Here is a 23,601-nt window from a genome sequence, read left to right as displayed (position 1 = left end):
GTTCATTGGGTGGGCTGGGCTTGCTCCATGTCGTCAAGCTTGTTTCGAAGTGTTTCCACGAGCCAGCAGACAAAGCTTTCCCATCCTTCTTGGCTGATGGCTAGGCCCTTGCCACCCTCGATCAGAACGCAGGTTGGTAGCTCTCTGGCTGTAAGCTCAGGATGGAGCAGCAGCCAGCGAGCCAGGATGTTCTCCAACTCGTACGGGACATCCTGAAGATGGAGGTAGGTGCCGACGTCAGCTTCGAAGTGAGGAAGCCCGGCCGGCAGCCAGGACGATAAGAGCCGCATTTTCTGTTGCAGTGACATAGCAGATATGGCTTCGACATCCGGTTCTTTTCCCCATCTGTGATGGTAAAGCGGATTCATTTGGGCAAGTCAGAATGTTGCCTGAAGCAACTCCAAAGGGAGCGCACCGGACATGGAATGATAGCTGTTGGCCGGGGGGCCATCAGAGGATTTCTTCCCGAACAGGAAGTTTTGCCCATTTGAGCCAGACTTTGTCGCTTGAATCTTCCCGAGCGGGAAGATTCCGTGCCCGAAGGCTAGTCGGGCGGACAAATCTCGACGACCTGTGCGGAAAAGATAGAAAGTGACCTGTTGCGCATTGCCGGCCACTTTAACGTTGCGTTACCTGACGTCTTTAGGAGGACTGTCATGTTTTTTGCGCGCGTGGGCTGCAAGATAACCACGACTATCAGTGCACCGATGCGCTGGCGGCGGGGCGACTGATTTCCCTCACCCGTAGCAAGGAAGCTCCCACAAACAATCTCTATCTGGTGTGGATCAAGGCTTCGATGCGCAATCCACGCATCGTTCATGTTCGCGATGTCATCCTTGGCCTTTTCAGCCGGAGTGCCCGGCGCACGGGAGGACCCAACGGTCGATGGGTGTCCGTGCCCTCGACGCCGCCGTATTGATCGCTGCGATGTTCGGCACTCAGCTACCACCAATCGAAGCGCCGAAAGAAGCCGGCGGGCTCGAGCCCGATCGCATGCAGCCAGTCCACTACCTCGACGACATCGAGCCGCCGCTCCAGTAATTCGACTTTAGCGACATACGATTGCGGCTTCTGCAAAAGTTCAGCTAGTGCACTTTGAGTCACTTTTTGTTCGAGTCGGGCCTTACGCAACTCCGTTACCACGACCGCGTACCGCTCGGAATGAATGGTCTTCATCCTCGAATGCGACCATCGATTCCAAAATATCCCAAAATAGGATATTTAAGGATAGAATGCTGGCCCTCGTTCAATACACAAACTCATATGAGCTCACGTAGCGCGCGCCGAAGAGCGGTGGCCGAAGGCCGGAGATCCGTGAAGGCCGAACTGAAGGTCCAGACCGGTCGGAAGAAGGTCGAAGTCGAAGTGTCGAAGTTCGGCTTACACGTTGTTGTAGAACAAGCAGATGTCGCGCAAGCAGTCTTCTTTGAAGACTTAGAAAGGCTGGATATCTGCTTGAAGCAAGGCAGTAAGGTTTCCCTTCGTTGCACACTCGAAGGCGCGGAATGGCTTGCGGTCAAGCTCTTACCCGAGGAGCGTGATCACGACTTTCTTTTCCATGCAAGAGACGGTCAACGCTACTGCGCTTGGGACGACTTGCGTTAGCTTCCTAGCTACACGTATGTGGCTACGTCTCGTCTCTCGCAACTGCTACGTGCCGGTGTATTGCACAGGCCCATGATCCTCTTTCTCGACTACGACGGCGTTTTGCACCCTGATCATGTCTACCTGGTCAATGGCCGTCCGGTGCTGCGGGCGGATGGTGAACTCTTCATGTGGGCTCCCATCCTTGCTAGGATTCTGGCGCCTTACCCCGATTTGAAGATTGTCCTTTCGACGTCGTGGGTCCGGCTTCTAGGATTCAATCGAGCCAAGAGCTATCTTCCCAGAGAGTTACGCGATCGCGTCATTGGGGGAACATGGCATTCAGCGATGGGGCGCCATGGTGAAGGGGCTCATCGGCTCGAGGGCAACTGGTTCGTTGCTGCGTCGCGCTTTCAACAGATTGCGACGTACGTCAGTCGTGCGGGCGCACGGGCTGAGCACTGGCTCGCGTTGGACGACGACGGAGAAGGGTGGAGCCAACTCCTTGAGGCTCGTCTTATTCTCACGGATAGCGACCGGGGACTTTCCGATGTCGCTGCACAAGCCGCATTACGAAGCCGACTTACCAGGGAAGCAAGACGAGGCGCGTCGCAAGAACGGTCGCGTGGCACGGCTAATAGCATTGCATCCGAGCGAAATCGGCGCCGTGCATGGCGAAAGCGCATGCGCCGCCTAGTCGGGCGAAGAGAATACATCAAGCGCATTATTGTCGATAGCCAGGACGACGTCATTGACCTTTGGATCGTTGCCGCGCGCTTAAACGGTGGCCGCCTACCAGCTGGTCTTGTGTCCGACGTTGCCTTGCGACTCACGATCGAGCGGGCGATCGCGATGCCCTTTCAGATCATTGCTAGAGCTGGGTCTCAGCCTCACAGTAAGGTATCAGCACGTCGTCCATGACTGGGTTGGCATGCTGCGATCAGCCAACGTCATCACGGCGCGTTAGTCAGACGTGCTTAAGGCATTGGCTTGCTTCGGCTGGTGACCAGAGCTATTGATCTCAGGCGTCGACGAGAGATCGGCCGCTGAAAGGAACAGGTTTGATCACGTTTCCGGCGCTCGTTGGGCTAAATGTAGGTGCTTGAAGCCGTTCAGGCTGCCCGATGCGGCTGGCCCGCTTGCTGAGTTTAGGCTGTCGGGGCGATGTTATTAGGATAACCCCAGCATTTTGCAGTGCGGGCCAGCACGCATGGGCGGCGACTGCGTCAACGCGACACACAAGGCCGGCGTCGAGCGGAAGGCCACGGCCCCCCCATGGGAATACCCTGGACGTGTCGGATTGAGCCTGGCACCGCAGTGTAAAGAAGAACCGGTGCTGTCGAGGTCGGGTACGGTCCGATCTATGTCGACGATGTGCCAGGGAGAACATTTGCTCCGCAGCATGAGCCCAAAAAATGTCTCGTCGCGGCGATTTGACGGATCGCGGTTCTCCGCCGGTGCTGCCGCCCGTGTCAGGGAACCCCCTAGCAGGGGGCCGGCGTAGTGTCGGCCCCCCTCAACGGGGGTACATAATTCTTCCCGTAAATGTCATAACCGGAGACGGCCGCGCGCAGTTCCTCGCAATCGGCTCGGATATTACCCATCGGAGATGCATCGCACATTGTGCCTCGCCAGTCCGCCTTCACTCGGTAGCGGCGAAGGCCGTTGTTGCGATGCGACGGTGGGACTTGACAACGTCGCACGCTGGCGTGGGCGTACATGACCCGCGGAAACGGGGATGAGGATGGGGCCATTGCCGCGTTGCAAGAAGCATTATTAGAGCCAGAGAAGCCTTGAATGCAGTCGGGTCAACAAAACAGGATTCAGTTGACGATCGCCGCACTCGCGGCTTTGGTCATGCGCCAAGCGCGTCAGGCACTAATCGAGGGCCGAATAGTCTGCGGTGTGGACCGCGTTCCAGGGGGCTTGATCGGCTTGAGATCAGAAGATCGCAAAGCCATGGCACTCGTCTCCCGGCTATGCCTATCGCATGGCCTGCCGGACCACGGCGCTGAAATACATCAGTTGCTTGCTCTGTCCTGTCGGCCGATGAAGGAGTGGTTGCCCGCGATCGCGCTGGAGAGCACGGGTTGGGGGGATATCGTACTGATCGATGGTGAAGATCGCTCGCCAACGGCAGAGGCGGAAGAACTGGCCAGCGGCTTTTCGACGGTTGCTGCGGGAATGGAGGAGATGCTCTTCCAGAGACTTGTTGATCTGCTCGACAAACAGCCAAGCGCGCTCGCTAACAGCTACTACACCAATATCCGAGAATTCGTGATTCGCCACCCAGTCGCGAAGCTTGATGACGTACGCGAGTTTGGCGCCGAACTGACTTCCTCCTTATGGGCCTGCCTGCAGCAGTTCTATGAACCTATTCCAGAATCCTGGTCGATCAGAGGCACGATTCCAATCTGCGCGCATTGCCGCGGGGCCATGAAACCTCGGTTCGACGGTCTTGCCTGCAGGTCGACCGCATGCTCCATGTCGAATCCTACCGAAGTGGGTGAATACAGGGAGCGCGAAAACTCCGTTCGCGTATTGCATAGCATTAGGCAATACTGGGTCGAGCCGGGAATCGATGAGATTCGCTTATTTGATGCCCTGATCCATCGCGGGAAAACCCCAAGGCTATATCCCAATCGAGATCGCGTCGATATCGAGATCAAAGACGTCGGGATAGATCTGAAGGCATATTCAAGCCCCGAACTCTTGGCGTGGAGACTCAATCGAAGTATCGGTGGACTAGCGTTCTACGAACGAAAATGGCTCGTAATTCCTGACTGGCTGACGCAGTCAGTGCCTGCTTACGTACGGCGTGTGTCGAGCGCTCTGGAGGGGCAGGCAAAAGCGATTCGTTGTATGACTCTTAGCGACGCGCTTAAGGAGTTGAGTAGCGATGCGTGAACCATTACGTCCGTACCGAGGGCCTGACGTACTAAATTATTTGTGCATCGTTGCAAGCGAATTCCTTGGCCACACCAGCTTGCGAGATTTCCCCAGCTTGCTCAGTGGCTTCGATTCTATCGTTGCATGCTTGGAGCCGAGGGTCAGCGGAGCGCTGCGCAATCTGCGTGTGGCTGGAATTGCACCGGTGACCCTACGTGAGCTGCGATTGATGGTGGAGAGCTATCGCGCTCACCACGCGAGGATCGAACGGGAGCGCGGTGAGCCCCACCGCGATCGAGGACCACGGGAAATTTCGGCGCGATTTATCGTCGACGATGATCTTTCGTTTCGCGCCCGCTGGACGAGCATCGTGCCGGACGACGTGATCGAGGCGAGCCATTGTCTATCAGAGGATCTGCCCTTGCGGATGGTGGCGCCGGCACATTTGCATGACCCGACGCAAGGGGCCGATGTGAAGAGTCTGTTTGGTCGCTACGAGGGCTATGTCGAGGCTCTGGATTTCACACCTCTGCCTCCAGATCGCTACGATCTTGCGAAGGTCGGACACGCCCCCGGATTTCTACCGTGGTCAGAGCTAATCTCCCAGGCAGAGAAATTCGATCATATCGACGAGCTACGCGGCCGCCAGCGGCCTGGGGAGCGCCTGTGGCACGGCCGCCTGCATGACAGCAGGGGAGACGCCACGGCCGTGCTATGGAAGGCGAGCCCGGCCGGACTCGTGCGATCGGAAGGACTCGACCTTGTCGATGTCAAACATCTCATTGGCCTGCCCGGAGCGGGTAAGACAACGTTGCTATATCTGCTGGCTGCTTGCCTTGCGGAGCGAGGCAAGCGCGTCTGCTTTCTCTTCCCGTCGATCGAGGTAGCAACAGGCTTCCTGGAAAGGCTCGCATTGTACGATGTAAGCGTCGGGCTGCTCTCTGGACAAGGGGATACAACACGGAACAGACACGTACTGAACTTTTCCGCTGCATTGTCGGCGGAGAGTCGCGGATACGGAGTGAGTCGTGCCGGCGCAGCCTTCTTTGCGACGACTTGTGCTCTTGGCGGCTATGCAAGCGAAGAAGAAGAGCCATTTCCCCATGCGACCCCGCCATGCACTGGACTAATGCAGCGGCCGGCGAACGGAGGAGTGTCACGCCCGCATCAGTGCGCATTATCATCCGTCTGTGGCCGGCAGTATTCGGAACGGGCGCTGATCTCCGCGAATATTTGGGCGGGTCACGTGCTGTCCATGGACCGTTCAGTGTCGAGGCTATACACGGACACGCGCTTGCGGCATTTCGAATTTATTGCCCGAACGTTCGATCTGATCGTCGTGGACGAATGTGATGGAGCTCAGAGTGCGCTCGATGCACGCGGGACGCCTACGACGAAGTTGTCCGGCGACTCTGATTCGGTCTGGGATACGTTGATCCACGACCTGCATGGCAAAGCAGCTCGCGGCAGAAATGCCTTTGTGGCCGGTGTTAGCGTTCCCTACTTGCTTGAAATGACCGGCCGGTTCGGACGTGCCACGGAGCGGCTTACCGCTCGTATCATGCATCTCGATCGCAAGTTCCGGGACCGGAATGCCAATCTGCTGCTGACTTCGCTGTCGCTCATTGCCGATATGTACGCTTATGATGGAGACTCTGATGAGGAGGATTCTCGGCAGCGTGACGCCCGTAATGGATTGGAGCGGGTCTGGGATGCGGCGGCGAAGCATGTCGCTTTTCGACACGCTGTTCAGGAGGATGAAGACGATGAGGTAGAAGGGGACATCGCCCATGACCGCGATCTTGCGCAGGCGGCAATCTTGCTCGGCATGAGTGATGAGAAGACTCTTGGCCTCTATGAGCAATTGCGCGACGGACTCGACATATGGGACAGGGACGGACATGAAAGCGCTATTCGGGAAATCGCCAAAGCCCTGAAGGCAATCCCCACCTTGCAGTCGCCACATAGCGACGAAATTTTTTTCAGCTACACATCGTTGCTGACGACAGTCTCCCTTCTGGTGCTGCAGCATTTTGGTCTCGCTCCCCATCTGCGGCTCATGAATTCGGAAGGACTCGTCAGCGACGGGGTGTTCGAATCGCGTCTTTCAAAGGACCAACTGGCAATCCTGCCGGAGTCTTTGGCGGGTCGACTCAGTGGCGTGCGCTACACGGTGAGCGAAGAGGGGAACGTTGACATTGCGCAGGTCTCATTTACCGGCACGCCGAGGTTGTTGTTTCATCGCCTTGTCGCGCTGGGTCGCGAGGTTGGTAGCGAGCCTGCAGTGCTCCTTACGAGCGCAACCTCGATGCTCGTACACAGCCCAAGCTTTCACGTGACTATCGGGCCGGACTACGTGTTGCAGCGCCCCAATGCGGGCAAAGGGTGGGAGGCTTCTCGATATCGTTTTCTGCCGCTGAAAGATCCGCAGGATGCAAGTCGCTCTCTCAAGTTTAGTGGGTCTCGGCTATCGGATCGCGAGCGGGTGCTTAAGGCCATGGCGGACCAACTGCTACGAGGAGGCCACCTCTCCGAAGTGGAGTCCGCGCTTCGGAGCAACGATGTCGTCGATGGCCTCGGCCGGAAGGCGGCCTTTGTAGTCAATAGCTACGAGCAGTGTATGCTCCTCTACGAGCACATATCCGCCAACTTCCCGGCCTGGCGTCGACGAGTCAGATATCTCGTGCGCGCCAATCACAGCGGTACGGTACATCCAAATGCGCTGACAGCATCGGAGATCGAGAACCTCGGCAAGGATCAGGAATGGGAACTCCTGATTTTTCCGATGAACGCAATTGGGCGAGGCGTGAACATCGTCTATCAATTCGGAGCACGGCTCAACAAGGCCATGCTTGGTTCGCTGTTCTTCCTTACGCGTCCGCACCCGCGTGGAGATAGCTTGCAATTGATCCAGGGGCTGGTAGGTCGCCAGTCCGAAATGTTCGACAAGAAGCGCTTTGTATCGACCCCTGAAGCACTAAACGCGTTCAAGAAGGCCAAAAGGGAAACCGCCTCAACTATCGAATATCTCCTCCGGCTGCCGTTGGCCGCGCATGCATTGGGCGAGTATGCCCGGCCGTTCGTCGCTGATCAGATGATCATCATCCTGCAGACCATCGGTCGCGCCATGCGAGGTGATTGTCCCGCCTTTGTCTATTTTGTTGATTCAGCTTGGGCACCGAGCTCGGCCCGTGGTGAAGCAGATAGCGCAAAGACGTCGATGCTGGTCATGATGCAATCCATTCTCAAAGAATGCTTGCGCCATCAGGAACCATCAATTCGAGAGTGCTACGAGAGCCTCTATCAATCATTTTATATACCACTCAGCAGTATCGAAAACCTTGAGGTCGCCGATGAATCACCTGTTCGACAATGACATCGTTTGGACGCGGCGCGGAAAGACGGTTCGCGATCCATTAATCGTCGGCAGACGAATCAGCCGAGAATGGCTTGCTGGCGATGTCGTCACAATGAAAGTCCGGTTCATTGGCGAGTTGGGCAGGGCGCTTGCCGACTTGCAGTCGGTGGCAAACGGCGACAAGAAGCTAAACTTGCCGATTGCCTCTCTACGCGCAGCGCTGATAGCAGGCGTGAGCGGCATGATCTCTCTCGAACGGGACTTCGGATTGATTCCATCACGGGGTGGTTCGCACGCCATCGAGATGTATCCGCCGTTTGACAGTGAAGAGCTTGAGCGGGTGCGCGGCAAGATCGTGTCGCTCATCAAGCGCTGGTGTGTCGATGTTCTGATGCAATGGGCCGCGAAGAACCGGTGCGAAGAGGCTGCGGAGCGAGTCCGTAGAAGCATTCATGGTACGTCTATCGAGATGGTACAAGCCAGCCGCCCACTTCGGAATGCGCGGGGCCCGGACTACTCGCTAATCGTTCGCGAACTGGCTGAGCGCCTGGCGGGACAGAAGCTTTTCCCTGGCATGCACCCTTGCGAAATGGTCGTCGATCCTGACTACATGACCAATTCTCTGGACTTGATGACGCCGCCGCAGAAGGGTAGTAACGGCGAATTCTTCTCAATGATTGCCAGGCTAGGCGTCGTCACTGTGCCGTACAGCGCCGATCTGTACCTAAATGTCAATGCGTCTCGCCGGGTGTGGGCAAGCAAACTGCCAGGGAAGAAGCCGAATGCACCAAGGACCGCGTCGGCCTATGTGCTGGGTTCAGGTCGACCGACAACCACGATCCGTGTGGAGCGTTCGAAGGACGGCTGGGAGTTCAGCGATGCCTATTCGGCCATCCGGATGGAATCCGGCGATGCTGTCCCAGCGCGGCTGGCAGACGCCGTCTCGCAACGGTTCGAAGACGAGATGCCGGATTGGTGGGTCGGTCTGCCTCAGACATCGAGGCTCTACGACTCGCTGGCTATGCGTACGGTCTTTGAATCCGATGACGTTGACCTGCTCAAGCAGGTTGATACCTTACTTGGTCCATTACTGGATGGGGGCGTGCCTAGCAAGCCTTGCCGGGTAACCGGCAGGCGCGGAAAGACTGGCATCGCGATGCTCAAGCTTTCCGACGTTGGCGTTACGGGTGGCGTGGCGGGCCTGTCGCTGGAACTGGAAAATGAGGAGAGGGTTCCTGAAGAGGAGGCAGACGAGGACTCGGTCGATGATCCCAACGCCAAGTTGGCACTGCACCGAGAGCAAAACATTGCCGCGTTGAAGATGGTGCACGGCGATGCAAAGCCAGTGCTTTGGTCCTTCTGCGACACCGTGCGTGAGCAGGAACTCATTAGGAAGGTCGCTGCGGCACTGTTTGGTGAAGCCGTTGAAGTGGTGCCGGAACTCTTGCCCCCCAATACGCACGGGCTCAGGGAAAACCTTCCGGAGAGCCAATCGCCCGCGCGAACGCGATTCTCCGCACGAGTGACAGCGTGGGAGCGTGCCGCGGAAGCTGTGGGCAGCCGCGCGGCCCCCCGTTTCGTCCTGATCTGTGCGCCAGATCAAGAAAACCGCCGCGCCGAGGATCAGGTCAACTACTATGCTGGCTTGCACACCATGTGCCGGATGGGCAAGGCCAACGTACATCACGTACTGCCCATTGCTGGAGCCGATGGCGAGCAGAGCTTCGTACACCGGGTCCAGAGCGCCTTGCTCGATGTTTTTCTAGCGCACTCGGGATTGGTCTTTGGCGTGAAGGCGTTCATCGAAGATCGTTTCCTGGAAGCTTCCCCACAGGCGATCTACGGTGTTCAGGCGATGCGTTCGAAAGCCAGAACCTTCACCGGGGAGCGGAGCGTAAGCTTTATCATCGTTACCCGCCTGGTGACCGAGACCGGAATTACCGAGGTCCAATACATCTACAAGTTGGGGGGCGGCCAAAAGCGCACTGCCTGGATGCCCCTGTTAGAGGGTTTGCGCTGGCTTGGCAGTCAGCGCCAGATGCAGGGAGACGAGCCGTGGCTGCGAGCGTCATTCAAAGACGTGATGCGCGACGTTATTGCCGGCATTGGTCAGGACGATCCACGAGCTTTCCTCATGATCGACTGGTCAACTGTGGCGGGACTGTGGCCGGGAATTCGAGACGCCGATCTTCGGGAGGGGGCGCCGCCGACGCTTGACGGACTTGACCTTGCGGCGGCGTTTCCTAAGATGACTTTCGTGCGCCTACGGAAGACAGGCGACACGCTGGCGCTCCGCAGCATGACTCGCGCCTCCTATGAAGGATGGAAGAACGGGAGCTCTCGTGAAGCGACCGGCGAAAGCTATATCGAAGAGTACCCGACCACAGGGAAAAGTCTTGTAGAGATTTCCGGAGATGACTCCCAGGCAGGTCGCCAGTACGCGCACTTTCTCGTGGCAATGGGGTATTCCAATACGGCCCAGACGAAGCGCGGCCTATCGTGCTACCGGGCCATGCCGCGAATGTGCAAGCTGAAGGATTCCGAGGCGAACATGTTTCGGCTGGATACCCTCCCGCCGGCGACAAAGGAAGCGTCGATTCCGGCCCCCATGGAAGTCACGGTCATGCATTGCCCGACCGAACTTCACCCAACCGATGTCGCCATCGCGGTGATGGGATTGCGGCTCGGCTATGCGCATTACAACGATTGGACCGGGCTGCCAGCACCGCTCTTTTTCAAACGTAAGATCGACGACTTCGTCATTCGTCATGCGTCTGACGAAGACGACGACAACGATGCTGAAAGCCGTGAGGCGGACGACCTCCCGGGCCATCCGAGGGTCCCGGAGAATCTGCTAGCGCAGGTGGTGATTGGCTCCGTGTTGGACGAGGTGCGCGGGGAGGCCGATGCAAGCGATGTGAGTACAACAGGGGAGGGGCATAGCACGACTCATGTCGAGCATAGCGCGCCGAAAGTCGATGTGGACCCGGAAAGCACCTTGGGCAAAGCACAGCGTGTGAAGATGCCCGTGCTGTACACCGATACAGAATCCAAAGTTCAAAGGCTGTACGGCGCAATGATTCAGCGCGACGTCACAGTAAAAGTCGATTTACCAGGCTTTGCTAGGCAGAGGGGCTTGCTTGGCGTGGTCGACCTCAAGAAGCGATCGCTGGAACGCTTCTGGAGTTCACAGCGAAATTTCGGGTGGGTGAAACGCACTGAACGCATGCCGGGCACCGACGGCATTCAATCATGGCTTGAAGGGCGAATGACTACACCCCAGGCGGCTTTTACCGTCGATTCGCCGTGGCTCTTCAGCAATGAGATCATTTTCCCCAAAGTACGGGAAATCGTTCAGTCCTACTTCGAACAGGCAGGCGAGCGGCGTCCAGTTCGATTCAAGGTCACCGACATTCAATCAGTTACAGATTGGATCGTGAAGCGGAAAGACGATGCGAGGCTTGCATGGCTAGTGTTCTTCGTCACACAATTGCCTGGCCACGGCTTCGCATCTTCTGTGCTACAGCGCATCTCAACCGAGGCGATTGGCCCGCTGACCGAGGAAGCGTTGCAGTATTACATTGATTGTGCCGACGCTTGCCAGCGTGCGCTTGATCAGAGGAAGGACGTCGGCCGGCAGTTCATACCTATTCGAATTGCCCGCCAGCCCCGCTTCAGCTCACCGCCCGCGGTCGATGAGCCCACGTTGGAGGCTCAGACGCCCTCCCTGTTGGACATCCCGTCTTCAGAGATCCGCTTAATCGAAGCGACTTTCGATCCGTTCATGACGCTCAAGCAAGAAATCAAGGCCCTGGTCGATATTCTCGAACTTGAGATGGAAGGCTTCGAAGAAGCCTTTGGGAAACTCGAAGACAAGGTGAGTGAGCTGCGAGGCATGCATGAGAAGGCGGTGGAAGCGCGCGCACAGTTGGCAGTGGCACAGCAAACCATAAAGCACAGAATCGAGCAAGTAAGCAGTCGAGCGAGCGAGCTCGCGCACAGAATTTCTACTGCAACCGAAATAGGCATCGGCTCGGTCAAGGTCCGCGAGGTACAGGAAGAATGGCTTGATGGTGCGGAGGCGTCACTTGATCGTGTCGATGCAGCCTTTTCCGAGCTCCTGCAATCGCAGGCTTCGCTGCGATCGCTGTCCGAGCGACCTGCGACGACGCTTGCCCAGCGTGCTGAGCGCAACCGCGAGGAGGCTGCACTGTTGCAGGTGCTGACTGACGGCGTGCAGACCCTCTCGGAAATCATTCGGGAGTGCGTGGTTTTTGGCGTTGAGGAATCCGGTGCAGAGCGGACTTCACCGGAGGAGGGCGATGCGCCGGTAGAAGCCTTATCGATTGATTTCCAGACCGAGTCCGTGTCACCTGAGGGGGAAATCATGGAGGCCGACGGTGGCACGCTGAGTATGTCCATACCGGCAGACGCTGACCTCGAGAGCACGACCGAGCCGTCGGCGGTGGCTGCTGCGGCGGCTGAGGCAGAACAAGTCATTGCAGCGGTCGCTGCGAGCGCGGTCGCCGAAGTGCAACGGATGGAACTGGCGGCCGATGCGAGAGGCGAGCAGGTTGCAGTGCTGGAAGACATTGACATCCTGTCCATCGATGGTCATCAACACGCCAACGCAGCCGCCGAAGCCGTGGGACAAAGCGTCGATGTCGAAGCCACTTGCAAGGTACTGCTTAGTCTGGTCGAGAAGCGCAGGTATGCACTGGCCCGGGTTCACGTCGAAGCAATGGGGCAAGTGCTGACTAGCGAGTTTGCACGTGTGCATGGCACTGTTCTCGAGGCTGCATTGCGTGCGTTGGACCTGTTCGAAAGCCGATTCGGTACCGAGGCGCGGGCGAACCAAGCTTTGGTCGATCTGCTTCTTTCCTTTCCGGAGAAGCTTGACGACGATGTCTGCCAGCCCCTGCCACTTGCAATCGGCATTCTTGGAGCCAGTCTCGTTCCAATGTTGTTCGAAGGGCCGGGAACGGGGACCCGCTGGACGGTGGTTGACGTCGTCCAGTCAAGATTTGGTAGCAGTCCAGCACTGAGCACCCTAGCTAGCCAGATTGGCAATATTGATACCCACGGTTTGACGCTCACAAGAGAGAAATTCCGCGCATCGCGGGTGGGATCTATGCGCGCGCTCGAGTCCGAGATTGTCCGTATGCAGGAGCGCGCCAGCGATTGGGGCAACGATCCGGACATCTTCTCCAACTGGTCGCATCGTGGCTTCAAGGTGATGCACGATGAGATGCTCAAGAGCCGTAACCCGATCGGGCAATGTCTGGCACATATCGCCAACGGCGACAACGAACGCGTCAGGTCGTCATTTGCCCTGATCCAGAAACGGATGGAGAAGCCCTCTTCCGTGCTGGATGAGTTGGCACGACAGCTGAATGACCGTAGCAAGCTCGACGGATTGTATCGTTCGCGGATAATCGACAACATCACGGCGACCAGGGAATTCATCAAGACTTACTTGTCATTGATAGAGCAACGCAACAACTCGGAGCACGAACTTGGCCCGACGCTGCAAGCGTACTTTGATTCCCTGCATCGAAATCTCAATGCAGCGATCGAGGAAGTCCGATCGGTGAGTGAGCGAAATCCCCTCGATGCGGTCTACCTGCTGATCGGTCGGACAATGATGGATCTCGTCCTGCATTTGTACGACGAGCGGCGGCCAGCGGTTGGGGTGCCTGACACTCAGCAGTTGTTTCTGATTCAACTGCCTATGGACCATCATTTCATGCCGTCGATGCGCCGTCGCAGTGATGGCGAGTCTGACTTAGTGCCACCGGTATGTGAACCTTTGGAGGTGCTCGAAGAAACGAGCCGCTTGGCGCGTGAAATACTCGATGTTGACGACAAGATATCGGAAGCGGGTCTCCTCGCGGCGTTGCGAGACGCCGCGCACAACCACGTGAACATGGGGCGTTTTCTTCCCGTCTACAGCATTGAATCGAGCTTGCATAGCAGCTTCGGGCCGGATCTGCACCTGGCGAAGTCCTATAGTCGCGCGCGGGCGGAGTTGGAGGGCAACCTGCACGAGGCGCGTCAGCGTGTGGTACATGCCATGGCGTTGTCGGCGCTCGACAAGAACGAAGCGAACCGGATGCAGCATATCATCTCGGAAATCGAGGCCGCCAAGCAGGCAGACATCGGTAAGCCGAATGGGCCCTCAGCCTACCCGGATTTCCCTCATGCCCGAGCGGCGCTCAGAACGCATGTGCTCCAGGTCCTCGACAATCGGCTTAGTGAAACAAAGGCGGAATTGCTGCGCACGCTGAGTGCGTTCGAAGCAGAAGGCAGCGGCGAACTCAAGGACATCGAGCGGATCCGCGGCATGCTGGCCTCAAACAGTGCCGCAGGCCTGCACACGGCCTACGACTTGTTTGCGGTCTTGCGACGCGATGGCTTCCTTCCGCAATCTGCGAATGACGGCTACGTGCCCCAGGCGTACATGGAGTTCGTCGCCAATGCGAAGAAACTTCACGGCCACAAGCCTTTCCTGGACGGGTTGCTTGACCGGCTGCGTGGCGCCCCAATGGAAGCCGACCCGGCGTGGTTGACTGGCCTGACGGCCGAGGGGAGGGCCGATGCTGCAGACTTCCTTCAGTGCTGGATCGATCTGGGCCATGCGAAATCGTTCTCGGAGGACGCGTTGGCGATGTTCATGGGGAAGGCAGGCATCACTCAGCCGCCCACCGTGATCCCGGATAGTGCTGCAAATGCCTCACGCGCTCTTTTCGTGTTGCCCGATCGGACCTTCGCATTCGAGAACGCCGACGATTTGTTCATTCCGCCCGTGCTCGGTTCGCTCGCCAATCACCTGCAGGGCTATCACTGGCATGGCAGGCCACGGGACGCTGATCTGCGCTCTCTCGTCAGCGATGCCGGTTCCACGCCGACGCTGATCTTTGCGCACCTGTCGCTGCCACTGGAGCGGCGTCTGAAGATCTGCAGGGAGGCTCCCGTCCTGTTAGTCGACGACGATTTGGTTGCCTACATGGCTGTCCACCCGGACACGCGTCTTCGTCGCATGATGGAGATCGCACTCCTGACTTTCACGACAAATCCCTACGCGGACTACGGAACTGCCGTGCCTCCCGAGATGTTTGTGGGTCGGCAGAAGGAGTTGCAGAAGCTGCGAGCGGTCGCCAGCGCCGGCGTACTTTATGGCGGCCGGCGCCTAGGGAAGACTTCGCTGCTGGATCAGATTACCCGAGAGATGCGTCTGCGCGCAGGACATGAAGCCGTGTTCATTCAGATGGACAACGCTTCGACCGTCGAGGACCATGTCCTCTTCGCCTGGAAGACTGTCTATAAGGCGATGGTCGCTCGTGGCATCGTGGGCGACATGTCCGACGACATCACGAAATGGGAGATCGTTCAGGAATGGATTGAGAAGGAAGTCGTCGCTCGGCAGGTGAAATCCTGCTACCTTTTGATCGACGAAGCCGATGCCCTCATGGGGCGTGAATTGCATCTGACGACGAAGGCACCGAGTTTCGTACGTGGATTACAGCAGCTTTGTGAACGTCTCAAAGATGCCTGCTCGATGCGATACGTGATTGCGGGACTGCACAACATCACTCGCATGACGACGGAGGAGAACTCGGCTCTCGGCAAGGCCGATGTCATTGCGTTGGAGCCATTCAGCAGCTCTGATGATATTCGTCGGGGCATTCAGCTCATCACGAGGCCGCTTGCGGCACTTGGCTTCTACTTTGACAGTGCTGCGGAAGATTTGCCGCTTCGCATTCTGTCGGTGTGCAACTTCTATCCGGCGTTCATCCAGATGTACTGTAATAAGCTGCTTGACGCGCTTTACAACAAGCGACAAGAGCGGTGCCCCCCGACTTACATCACCAGTGATGACCTGAATGCCGTCGAGACGAACGGTGACCTACTGGCGGATATGCAGCGCAAGTTCGAGCTTAACCTGAACCTCGATAAGCGCTACAAGGCCATCGCGCTGATCCTGGCTGACAACTACTACAGCGACGTTGATCACGGTGGCGATCGCGGTATGACCGTCGGAACCATCAAGGATAGCTGCGAAGGGTACGAGCTTCCGCACTTTGCGAAGACCGGGCTGGGCACCTATGAAGCGTTGCTTGACGAGATGCAGAAGCTGAACGTCGTCGAGCGTGTCGGAACGCGCTTTGTGCTGCGAAACCCGAACATCGCGATGCTGATGGGAGATCGGGATCGGGTGATGTATCAGCTGGATGAACTTTCGCGGGAGAAGCCTGCCGAAGCGAGAACTCATGGTGAGCGGCGGCTTCACATGTCGCATGAGAAGCAGCAGGCGGTATTTCCGATGCCCGCCGCATGGCTGCGCGCGAACGTCGAACCCAGCGACGAGGAACTGCTGATTCTGGTTGGCAACAATCTCAGTGGTATCAACAACCTGGCGCTGTCGGGCGGGGAATGGCGCGTCGGGCAAGATGGTATCTATCAGGTGATGAAGTTTGCCAATCCGAGAGCAGCCTCGAACTACCTGAATGCAGAACGAAGAGTATCGGGCCCCTCCCAGGGGCGGATCGTGGCCGTGGGCCCCCATTCGTGGAAGCTTAGCGAAATCGACGAGTATGCGGCGATGGCATTCCGGGAGCATCAGCATCATGCGCCGCGTTCCGGCAGAAAGCGCTGCGTTCGTCTTGCGCTGCTCGCCCTACCAGATAAGGCCTTTGAAATCGCGCAGGCGATTTCCGATGGCGCGTTGCCGGGCGCGGGAAAGATGGCCGGAAGGAAATGGCGGATCGAGCCGATCCGTGGTTGGAGCGACGACGCGCTCTATTTCCACCTGAACGAGAACGTTGCTGTGGCCGAGAATTCGAATGCGCGACAGTGCATTCTTGAGGCAACCTGTGGTTTCGGCGACCAAATTGTCGGACTTTGCAATAGCCGGTTGACCGTTGCCAGTGCACAGAGCGCTGTCGAGGCGGCTCGGAGGAACCTCGCCCCTGATTTCGGGATGTTCTACTCGAAGATCGGGATGCCCGAGCACGTTGACGCTCAACAGCGCAGTCGGATTGAGACGTTCTTGGCGGCTGTCGACGGCGCAGAGCGTCATACGACCTTGGTCGATGACGTGCGCGAGGACGCCGGCGTGAGCGAGGGCATGTTCCGCTTCCTATGCTGGATGGGATTACTGCAGGAGTCTGGCAACACATGGACGGTGCCGATGTTGTATCGCCAACTGCTCGAGGGGAAAACAGCATGAGCAGATCCCCTTCCTTTGCCTCCTCGCTGTATTGGAGCTTGCCAGGGCCGAGTGGCTTTGTACGGCGCCTCGCCGCGAGTGTCCGTGATGCACGTGCCATTGCTTTAAGCCTTCCCAAACGCGACGTGGTCGGGCTGTGGGACCACGTCAACGATGCGCTGGAAAGCGCGCACATTGAGAAGCGGGTTAATCTCAATGTCAATGACGACACACACCTGGAAGCCGAGATCGCACTACAGTTTGGCGTTGGCGTTATGACAGCGTCACAACTGGCGCAGTACGTCGCCAGCGAGAATGCTGCGGTGATGTTGCGACCGCAGGGAGAGCGCGCTGCGCAGCGCTGCGAGCGCTATTTTTTGGATTTCTTCAGGGCGCTTCCCGATTCTGGCGGGAATGTGCGTCTGCTGTTCGGTATTCGTGACGGCTCTATGCAAGAAGATGGGGCAAGCGGAGGCGTACAAGTCCTAGTATTCGACGGGGGGCTGTCGCCCGCAGAGATGCAGGCGTACGTTGGCATCAGAACCATCGACAACGCAGGACCGGGCAGTACCACTTTGCGGACGGCATTGATTTGCGAGTATGCCGGCTACGACGTGCAGCTCGCAGAGCAATTGATCAGCATGGGCGATGAGGAAATCTATAGTTTGCCAAACAACCTCGGGCAACTTCTCGAAGCTGATCCGTTGCGCTGGTCCCGGGACGGTTGGGCCGACGGTACCATCCGGAAGGAGGGCGAGCGCACTTGCGTGCATCCATTGCGAGAGTGGTATCTTGCTCATCATGAAGGGCCGAAACGACAAATGATGGAGGCGTCGCTGCGGCAACGGTGCTGGCGTGCCTGTGTGAAGGCGCTGACGCCGTGGTTGGAAGAGCGTCGGAGCGCCGTTATGGCTGTGCTCAGTCGGCCCCTGGATCTCCTGCAGGAAGCGACTGGCGGCCAGCTAACGCGCCGGATGAACGAAAGGACCTTCGTAATCGAGCGCGAGCATGTCGAATACAACAATATTGTGGCGATGGAGCGCTATGGGGGCCTCGTGATTCCTCTCGACGAGCGCTCTCAGCTGGCCTTCATGATTTGTCTGCGCGCCAAGAAGGTCCGTGACGAACTTGCCCATTTGCGGCCACCTTTGATGGCCGATGTGCTCGACCTAATATCGTCAATGGATGCGTTGCTAGTGACGGCTCCACGGGCGAGCGCTATGCGTCGTGTGGCCTAACAGTTCTCGCAGGGCTGATGCGACAGGGGACGAGAGGGCTGCCGGCGCACCGCGCAGCCCTTGTGACAATTTGCGTTGAATCGGGAAGCGCTCGTCCGCGGCGGCGCAACGCCGGCACGCCAGATGGGAGCTCGCCTTCATGCGAGTTCCCCCACATTGCTCAGCGAGCGAGGTAAGGCTTAGGATACCGGACCGAGCTCCTTGATATGGTCGCGGAGCCGATTGCACGCGGGCGCCATAGCCGCGGCCAGTTCGCGTCCGGGCGCGTAGCGGTAGGGAATCGTGGTGATACCCGTGAGGTCACTCGGGAGCTTGACGTCGTCACCGCGCGGCTCCAGCAGGATGGCTCGCAGCCGCCCCAGCCGCCCCATAAAGAAGCCGAGTTCGAAGACGACATTGTCGCGCGGCACGTGCTTGTCTTCGCCCCGGATCTTCAGCATGTCGTCTGGCTGGACAATCGCGACCGCAAAGTCTGCAGCATCCAATTCGGCCTCCAGGGAATCGATCGGATACTGCGAAGCCCGGAAAACGTCATTCGTCCAGAGGCATACGGAAAATCCGTCATGCTCGAAGGCGTTCTGAATGGCTTGGCCAATCGCCAGAGACTCCTTGGACGAGATGATGAACACGCGGATCTTCTCACGCGCATCGGAGACAAAGCGGTTGCGCTGCAACAGACGGCGGGAGAGCACCTTCGCGATCCAGCGCCAGAGTTCCGGGTACTGCTGGCCCAGTTCGCTCAGATGGGCTTCCGAGAGCCTGGCGGCAATGCCAGGCGTCGTGGCTAGCACTGTCGCCGAGCGCACCTGCGTCGGTTCGACCGCTGCCATCTCGCCGACGTGGGTGCCAGCAGTGCGATGGGAAATGGTCTTGCCGTTGATCACGACATCGAGATTGCCCGAGAGGATGAGATACATGTCATTGTCCCCCGCCCATTGCTCAATGAGCACGTGCCCGGGCTCATAGTCGATCAACTCTACGACGTCGGCCATGGCCGCGGCGAGGTCGCCATTGCCGGCGACAATCTGCTGTTCGCGCAGCGCGTCCACCAGGAGGCGGCGTCCTTGCGGACCTTCGAATCGTTCTTTCATCGATAACTCCAGTATTGTTGTTCTTTCAATCTGCGTTCTGGCTCGAAAGCGGACAGCCATCACATGTTCCGCAGCATTGCGAGCCTTGTAACGCCTGCCAAAAGTTCTGCTCTTCGCGCTGCCAGTTCAACAGGGCCAGGGCCAGGGTCGAAGCGTGGGTGGCATGGTCGCCGCACGCGCGGTAGCGACGCGGGCGACGCAAGCCAGATCCGCCACAGCAGCAGCGCCGCCTGCCGTTTGTCAGTGCTCCTGTCCGAACCCACACGGAATACAGGTAGTGGCTCCCGCGAAATAGGCGCAGCGTCTCACCACGTCCTGTGTTGTGCGCGCGAATCCGCTCAATGCGCAGTCCGGCTGCCTCGACGAGTTGCCCCGCGGGAACAAGCCGCAGCGCTTGCGCGGCCTGCTGCGCTTGCAACTGGAACCGCGCTGCGCTCCCGTGAGCGCGTCCATGCGGTGTCGGCCAGCGACGTTTACGCGCCGCGCGCCGTTGCTCCAGGAGAAATTTCAAGAGCGTCTCCCACCAGACGACTGCCGTGGCGTCATCTGTCACCCAGAGATTGTCGACCTCCTGCCAGGCGAGGCAGAAGGTCCCGTCGCCGTTGATATGGCGTTCCGGACAGCATGAGGGGAGGTTTGTGGGGATCTCCTCCCGCACGGCGACCTGGGCGCCGGAAGCCTTTGCCACGAGCGTGTAGTGCTCGACAAAGCCGTCGATATGTTCAAGCGGCACGCGAAGTCGCACCTGGCCCTCGGCGAGTACTTCGGTCGCCGCGCGAAACTGTGCGGCCACCGATGTCAGGAGCCCAACCGTTTGCCCGGACATGCTCAGGCTTGCGCGTGGGGACGGATGGTCGCCGAAGCAGCGCTGCGCACGGCCGGGGCGTGTTCGTAGGCGGCATTCCTGGATGCACTGGCGGTAGCATCGCCGTCATCCGCGAGCGCAGACGCTGCCTCGTTGTAGTCCAGTCCGGCGATCTTCGCGTCCTTGCCGAACAGCTTGCGAACGGCGTGGCTGCCGACCCCGAGAGCGGCCGGACCAATGGCCGTTTCGGTTCCCCGGCAACGTTGCTGCTGCTGTTCGGAGACGAGGACACTGCGGCTGATGGCGCAACGAATGCGGTCGCCTTTAACCCCGAGCCGCGTGACGGCCACCGGTCCATATTCGAAACCGATTGCGAGGCCAAGGGTTCCAACGCTATACCCGTGCGCTTTGAGTTGGGCGAGCGCGAGCTCAAAACTGCTGCGCAACCCGCCGGCGAGCAGCGTGGTGATCGTGACCGTCTGTTCCGGGTCGGTGGCGGCGGCGGTACCTTCGCAGATCAGCGCATGGACACAGTCGCCGATGAAACGCACTCGTCGGCCTTTGAACTCCGCCGTCACGACACGCTCGAGTTCAGCGCGCAGGACATGCAGGGTGCGAATGACGTCTTCCGCATTATCGTCAATGTGCTCGGAGACATAGCGCGTGAAGCCGTCGATGTCAGCGTACACGCTGACGGCCTCTTGCCGGCGCGAATTGGCGGGCGTCAACGCCGCAATGTCCATGTCGCAAAAGGGCGGAGTCTGGCGGGAGAACTCGAAGCTCCCGAGGGGATTGTTCTGCAGATCGTCCTTCCATTCCTTCGCCAGCGTCTCGCAGTCCACGTCGAGGCCCGCGGCTTCCTGGCAGGCGGCAATGTCGGTGCGGGAAAGCGGGCTGCTGGCAGGATTGGTCACCTCGGACAGACCAAGCGCACGGCGCGCTGCGTTGGTCAGATAGATGCCGATAGCGGTTCCATTGCTCGCCAGCTTGGCTGCATGATTGGCCGGATCGCCAAGGAAGAGTGGCTCGCGGTAACCGCTCCGGCCATTGTTGACCGCCAGGGAGCGCCCACTGTCGATGCCGACACGGACCTCGGCCGGCGGGACAAGATGATCGCTGTCGCTGGTTGTCCCGAGTACGTCAATCATCAATTGAGCGGTGGCGACGGCGCGCTGGACCCGCTTCTTTTCGGCGGCGTTCTCCGTGTTGTAGGGCTTGGTCACCAGGGCGTGGAGGCGCTGGTTGTGGAAGTCGACGCGACGCACGTCTACCCGATTGAGCAGACGACGCACGGCGCGGTAGTGCAGGTCAAGGAACCGCAGGGTCCGGCGGTGGCAGTCCACGCCTTCTGCGTCCCGATTATTCAGAATCGCGTCCATGTTGACGATGTCGGCGTACATGTGCACGCCGTCGACGCGGTAAGCCGTGTTCGTCGGAATCTTCTCGAGCGACATGTCGCGCCCGTAATCCTTGATGACGACGTTCGAGACGTCGTCGATCTTATTGTCGATGTGCGCTTTGGCGCGAGCGTAGTTCCAAGTCTTGGCCACGTCTTCCTCCTCAGGTGTTCAGTGTCCCCCATAACGGGTATAGTTTCATTATGGGTCGCGAAATAGTGCCCGTCAAATAACTATACCCATCAACTAACCATACTGGATTAAAAGTGCAGGATAAGATACGTTGGGGAACCGAACGCCGTCTCGAGTTCATCGAGTTCCGGGTGTATTGGGAGGGCGGCGTGAACCGAAGTGACCTTACGGAGAAGTTCGGAGTGTCAGTGCCGCAGGCATCGAGCGACCTGAGTCTGTACCAGCGCCTGGCGCCGAAAAATCTGGAATACAACGCCAGTGACAAGCGCTATGTCAGCACTGCGCAATTTACTCCGCTGTACCTGCACCCCAGCGCTGCGGGCTACCTGGGACAACTTCGATCGACCGCGGAAGGTGACTTGGGATTAGTCGATACTTGGATGGGCGATATCCCTCGGGTCGACGTCATGCCCATTCCCACCCGCCGCGTCCAGGCGGAAGTCCTACGCCAACTCTTGGCAGCCTTGCGAAGGCGTTGTGTTGTGAACGTCCTCTATCAGTCCATGAATCCATCGCGGCCCGATCGCGTCTGGCGCAACCTTTCTCCCCATGCGCTTGGCTTCGACGGCATGCGATGGCATATGCGTGCGTATTGTCACGAAAGTGAGAGATTTAAAGATTTCCTCCTATCCCGGTGCGAGTCCATGCAATTGATAGATAAGTCGGCGGTGGACCCGGCTGGTGATAAGGCGTGGCAGGACGTTGTCGAGGTGCAATTGGCGCCGAATCCGAAGCTCAGCGCAAGTCAGCAGCAAGCGGTGGCGGAGGATTTCGAGATGTCGGAAGGCAGGCTATGTCTGCGCGTGCGACGCGCTTTGCTCTACTACCTGAACCGGCGCTTGCGGTTGGATTTCGATGAGGCGACGGCAGACCCCGCAGAGAACCAGCTGGTGGTGCTGAATCGTGACGCGTTTGATCGCGCGCTTCGTTCAAAAGACTGATGGTTGCTGCATGAATCCGGTGATGTCTGGGCAGGACGTGGCTCTAGCATCGTGCTTTTTGGGCGAGGCATGCGAAACGGCCGCCCGGAAAAAGCAAGGCGCGAATCGCGCGCGTTCATTGAGACGCCGTGGCCAAGCGGGTGGCTATTTCGGCAGAGCGGCGCATTTCGCGGTCGCTCTCAGCACAACTCAACCTCTACCGCTGGCAGCGCGCCGTTCGTCGCCGCGGGCCGTCATAACGTTTGCGGCGAGACGGTGACCGTGGGCGGCACAGCATTCCGCGATCACTCCATGCGGCGAGGCGCCGATCCTGCGGCGACGCTCCTGGTGCGAGGCGGAACGCGTCGAGATTCTTTCGCGAGCCTATCCCAAGATAACGGCAAGCGGACTCCTCGGGGACCGTGGGCAATCCTGGAAGATTCAAGCAAATCCGCCTATAGAGATATCAATACCTATCTGCATAAGCGTTTCTGCGACTGACCCGCCAAGCGCCGCATGCGCCGCTCGCATCGCCGCTGCCGAAGGAGGGCCCATATGGCTTCCGACCCCGCGTCTTCGCGCCACCCGCCTGCACCCGGGACCCCGCTCGACCAGGCAATCGCCGTCCCCCACGCGCCCCATGGTCGCCGCCGGCGCGGCGCTGGCCAGCCCATCGCCCCGGCCCGCTATCTCGGCGCCCACCACTTCGCGTTCTGTCGCGGCGTGCTCGAAGGGCTCGACCTCGCCGACCTGGGCGCGCGGTACCTCGAGACCGGCCGCGACCGGCGCCAGGCGCGCCTGACCCAGCAGGTCATTGAGGCCGAACTGCTGCGTGGCGTGCGCCGCCTGATGGCGGCCCCGCTGGCCGCTGGCGCGCCGGCACCCGCCGACGCTGGCGCGCTGCCGGACGAAGCCGGGT

Annotated in this window: 12 protein-coding genes and 1 pseudogene; 8 read left to right on the top strand and 5 right to left on the bottom strand. The window is 58.9% G+C overall.

Annotated features, from left to right (window positions below; translation table 11 throughout):
• Positions 1-2: 2 nt before the first annotated feature.
• Positions 3-368, bottom strand: coding sequence for a hypothetical protein (locus AC3WLF_RS29045; protein WP_492359171.1), 366 nt, complete (start codon positions 366-368; stop codon positions 3-5).
• Between the two features lie 574 nt (positions 369-942).
• Positions 943-1,176, bottom strand: a complete 234-nt coding sequence (locus AC3WLF_RS29040; protein ID WP_492359170.1) for a helix-turn-helix domain-containing protein — start codon at positions 1,174-1,176, stop codon at positions 943-945.
• Positions 1,177-1,314: 138 nt separating this feature from the next.
• Between AC3WLF_RS29040 and AC3WLF_RS29035 the strand changes: the two genes are divergently transcribed.
• The 6 genes from AC3WLF_RS29035 to AC3WLF_RS29010 all read left to right on the top strand — a co-directional run bounded on the left by AC3WLF_RS29035 (position 1,315) and on the right by AC3WLF_RS29010 (position 18,277).
• Positions 1,315-1,605, top strand: a complete 291-nt coding sequence (locus AC3WLF_RS29035; RefSeq protein WP_492359169.1) for a hypothetical protein — start codon at positions 1,315-1,317, stop codon at positions 1,603-1,605.
• A gap of 72 nt (positions 1,606-1,677) precedes the next feature.
• Positions 1,678-2,505 (top strand): HAD domain-containing protein, encoded by an 828-nt coding sequence (locus tag AC3WLF_RS29030; protein ID WP_492359168.1) that lies wholly within the window; start codon positions 1,678-1,680, stop codon positions 2,503-2,505.
• Between the two features lie 1,038 nt (positions 2,506-3,543).
• Positions 3,544-4,491, top strand: coding sequence for a restriction endonuclease-related protein (locus tag AC3WLF_RS29025; protein ID WP_492359167.1), 948 nt, complete (start codon positions 3,544-3,546; stop codon positions 4,489-4,491).
• A 187-nt stretch (positions 4,492-4,678) separates the two neighbouring features.
• Positions 4,679-7,849, top strand: a complete 3,171-nt coding sequence (locus AC3WLF_RS29020; protein WP_492359166.1) for a hypothetical protein — start codon at positions 4,679-4,681, stop codon at positions 7,847-7,849.
• Positions 7,827-17,060, top strand: coding sequence for an RNaseH domain-containing protein (locus AC3WLF_RS29015; RefSeq protein WP_492359165.1), 9,234 nt, complete (start codon positions 7,827-7,829; stop codon positions 17,058-17,060). Before AC3WLF_RS29020 ends, AC3WLF_RS29015 begins: the two co-directional genes overlap by 23 nt.
• Positions 17,057-18,277 (top strand): hypothetical protein, encoded by a 1,221-nt coding sequence (locus AC3WLF_RS29010; RefSeq protein WP_492359164.1) that lies wholly within the window; start codon positions 17,057-17,059, stop codon positions 18,275-18,277. Before AC3WLF_RS29015 ends, AC3WLF_RS29010 begins: the two co-directional genes overlap by 4 nt.
• Positions 18,278-18,456: 179 nt before the next feature.
• Here AC3WLF_RS29010 and AC3WLF_RS29005 read toward each other — a convergent pair whose 3' ends face one another.
• From AC3WLF_RS29005 to AC3WLF_RS28995, 3 genes are read right to left on the bottom strand one after another with little or no spacing between them, the layout of a single operon-like run.
• Positions 18,457-19,368 carry a TIR domain-containing protein gene (locus tag AC3WLF_RS29005; protein WP_492359163.1) on the bottom strand — a complete coding sequence of 304 codons (912 nt, stop codon included), beginning with the start codon at positions 19,366-19,368 and terminating at the stop codon, positions 18,457-18,459.
• 25 nt (positions 19,369-19,393) lie between these two features.
• The gene (locus AC3WLF_RS29000; protein WP_492359162.1) at positions 19,394-20,194 is read right to left on the bottom strand and encodes an E2 domain-containing protein; all 801 of its coding nucleotides are present in this window, start codon (positions 20,192-20,194) and stop codon (positions 19,394-19,396) included.
• A 2-nt stretch (positions 20,195-20,196) separates the two neighbouring features.
• On the bottom strand, positions 20,197-21,723 hold the full coding sequence (locus AC3WLF_RS28995; RefSeq protein WP_492359161.1) for an adenylate/guanylate cyclase domain-containing protein: 1,527 nt from the start codon (positions 21,721-21,723) through the stop codon (positions 20,197-20,199).
• A gap of 113 nt (positions 21,724-21,836) precedes the next feature.
• Between AC3WLF_RS28995 and AC3WLF_RS28990 the strand changes: the two genes are divergently transcribed.
• Both AC3WLF_RS28990 and AC3WLF_RS28985 read left to right on the top strand, forming a co-directional pair.
• On the top strand, positions 21,837-22,703 hold the full coding sequence (locus AC3WLF_RS28990) for a BrxR family helix-turn-helix transcriptional regulator (protein ID WP_492359160.1): 867 nt from the start codon (positions 21,837-21,839) through the stop codon (positions 22,701-22,703).
• 534 nt (positions 22,704-23,237) lie between these two features.
• Positions 23,238-23,601: pseudogene (locus AC3WLF_RS28985) on the top strand (hypothetical protein); the annotation flags it as partial.

The sequence above is a fragment of the Cupriavidus sp. FW306-01-F10A genome, assembly GCF_058782785.1.
This window is presented reverse-complemented; position numbering and strand designations above follow the sequence as displayed.

Excerpts from the sequence above, each read along its gene's own strand:
- AC3WLF_RS29000 (WP_492359162.1), bottom strand. The coding sequence starts at position 20,194 with ATGTCCGGGCAAACGGTTGGGCTCCTGACATCGGTGGCCGCACAGTTT.
- AC3WLF_RS29010 (WP_492359164.1), top strand. The coding sequence starts at position 17,057 with ATGAGCAGATCCCCTTCCTTTGCCTCCTCGCTGTATTGGAGCTTGCCA.
- AC3WLF_RS29040 (WP_492359170.1), bottom strand. The coding sequence starts at position 1,176 with ATGAAGACCATTCATTCCGAGCGGTACGCGGTCGTGGTAACGGAGTTG.
- AC3WLF_RS29005 (WP_492359163.1), bottom strand. The coding sequence starts at position 19,368 with ATGAAAGAACGATTCGAAGGTCCGCAAGGACGCCGCCTCCTGGTGGAC.
- AC3WLF_RS29045 (WP_492359171.1), bottom strand. The coding sequence starts at position 368 with ATGAATCCGCTTTACCATCACAGATGGGGAAAAGAACCGGATGTCGAA.
- AC3WLF_RS29030 (WP_492359168.1), top strand. The coding sequence starts at position 1,678 with ATGATCCTCTTTCTCGACTACGACGGCGTTTTGCACCCTGATCATGTC.
- AC3WLF_RS29015 (WP_492359165.1), top strand. The coding sequence starts at position 7,827 with ATGAATCACCTGTTCGACAATGACATCGTTTGGACGCGGCGCGGAAAG.
- AC3WLF_RS29025 (WP_492359167.1), top strand. The coding sequence starts at position 3,544 with ATGGCACTCGTCTCCCGGCTATGCCTATCGCATGGCCTGCCGGACCAC.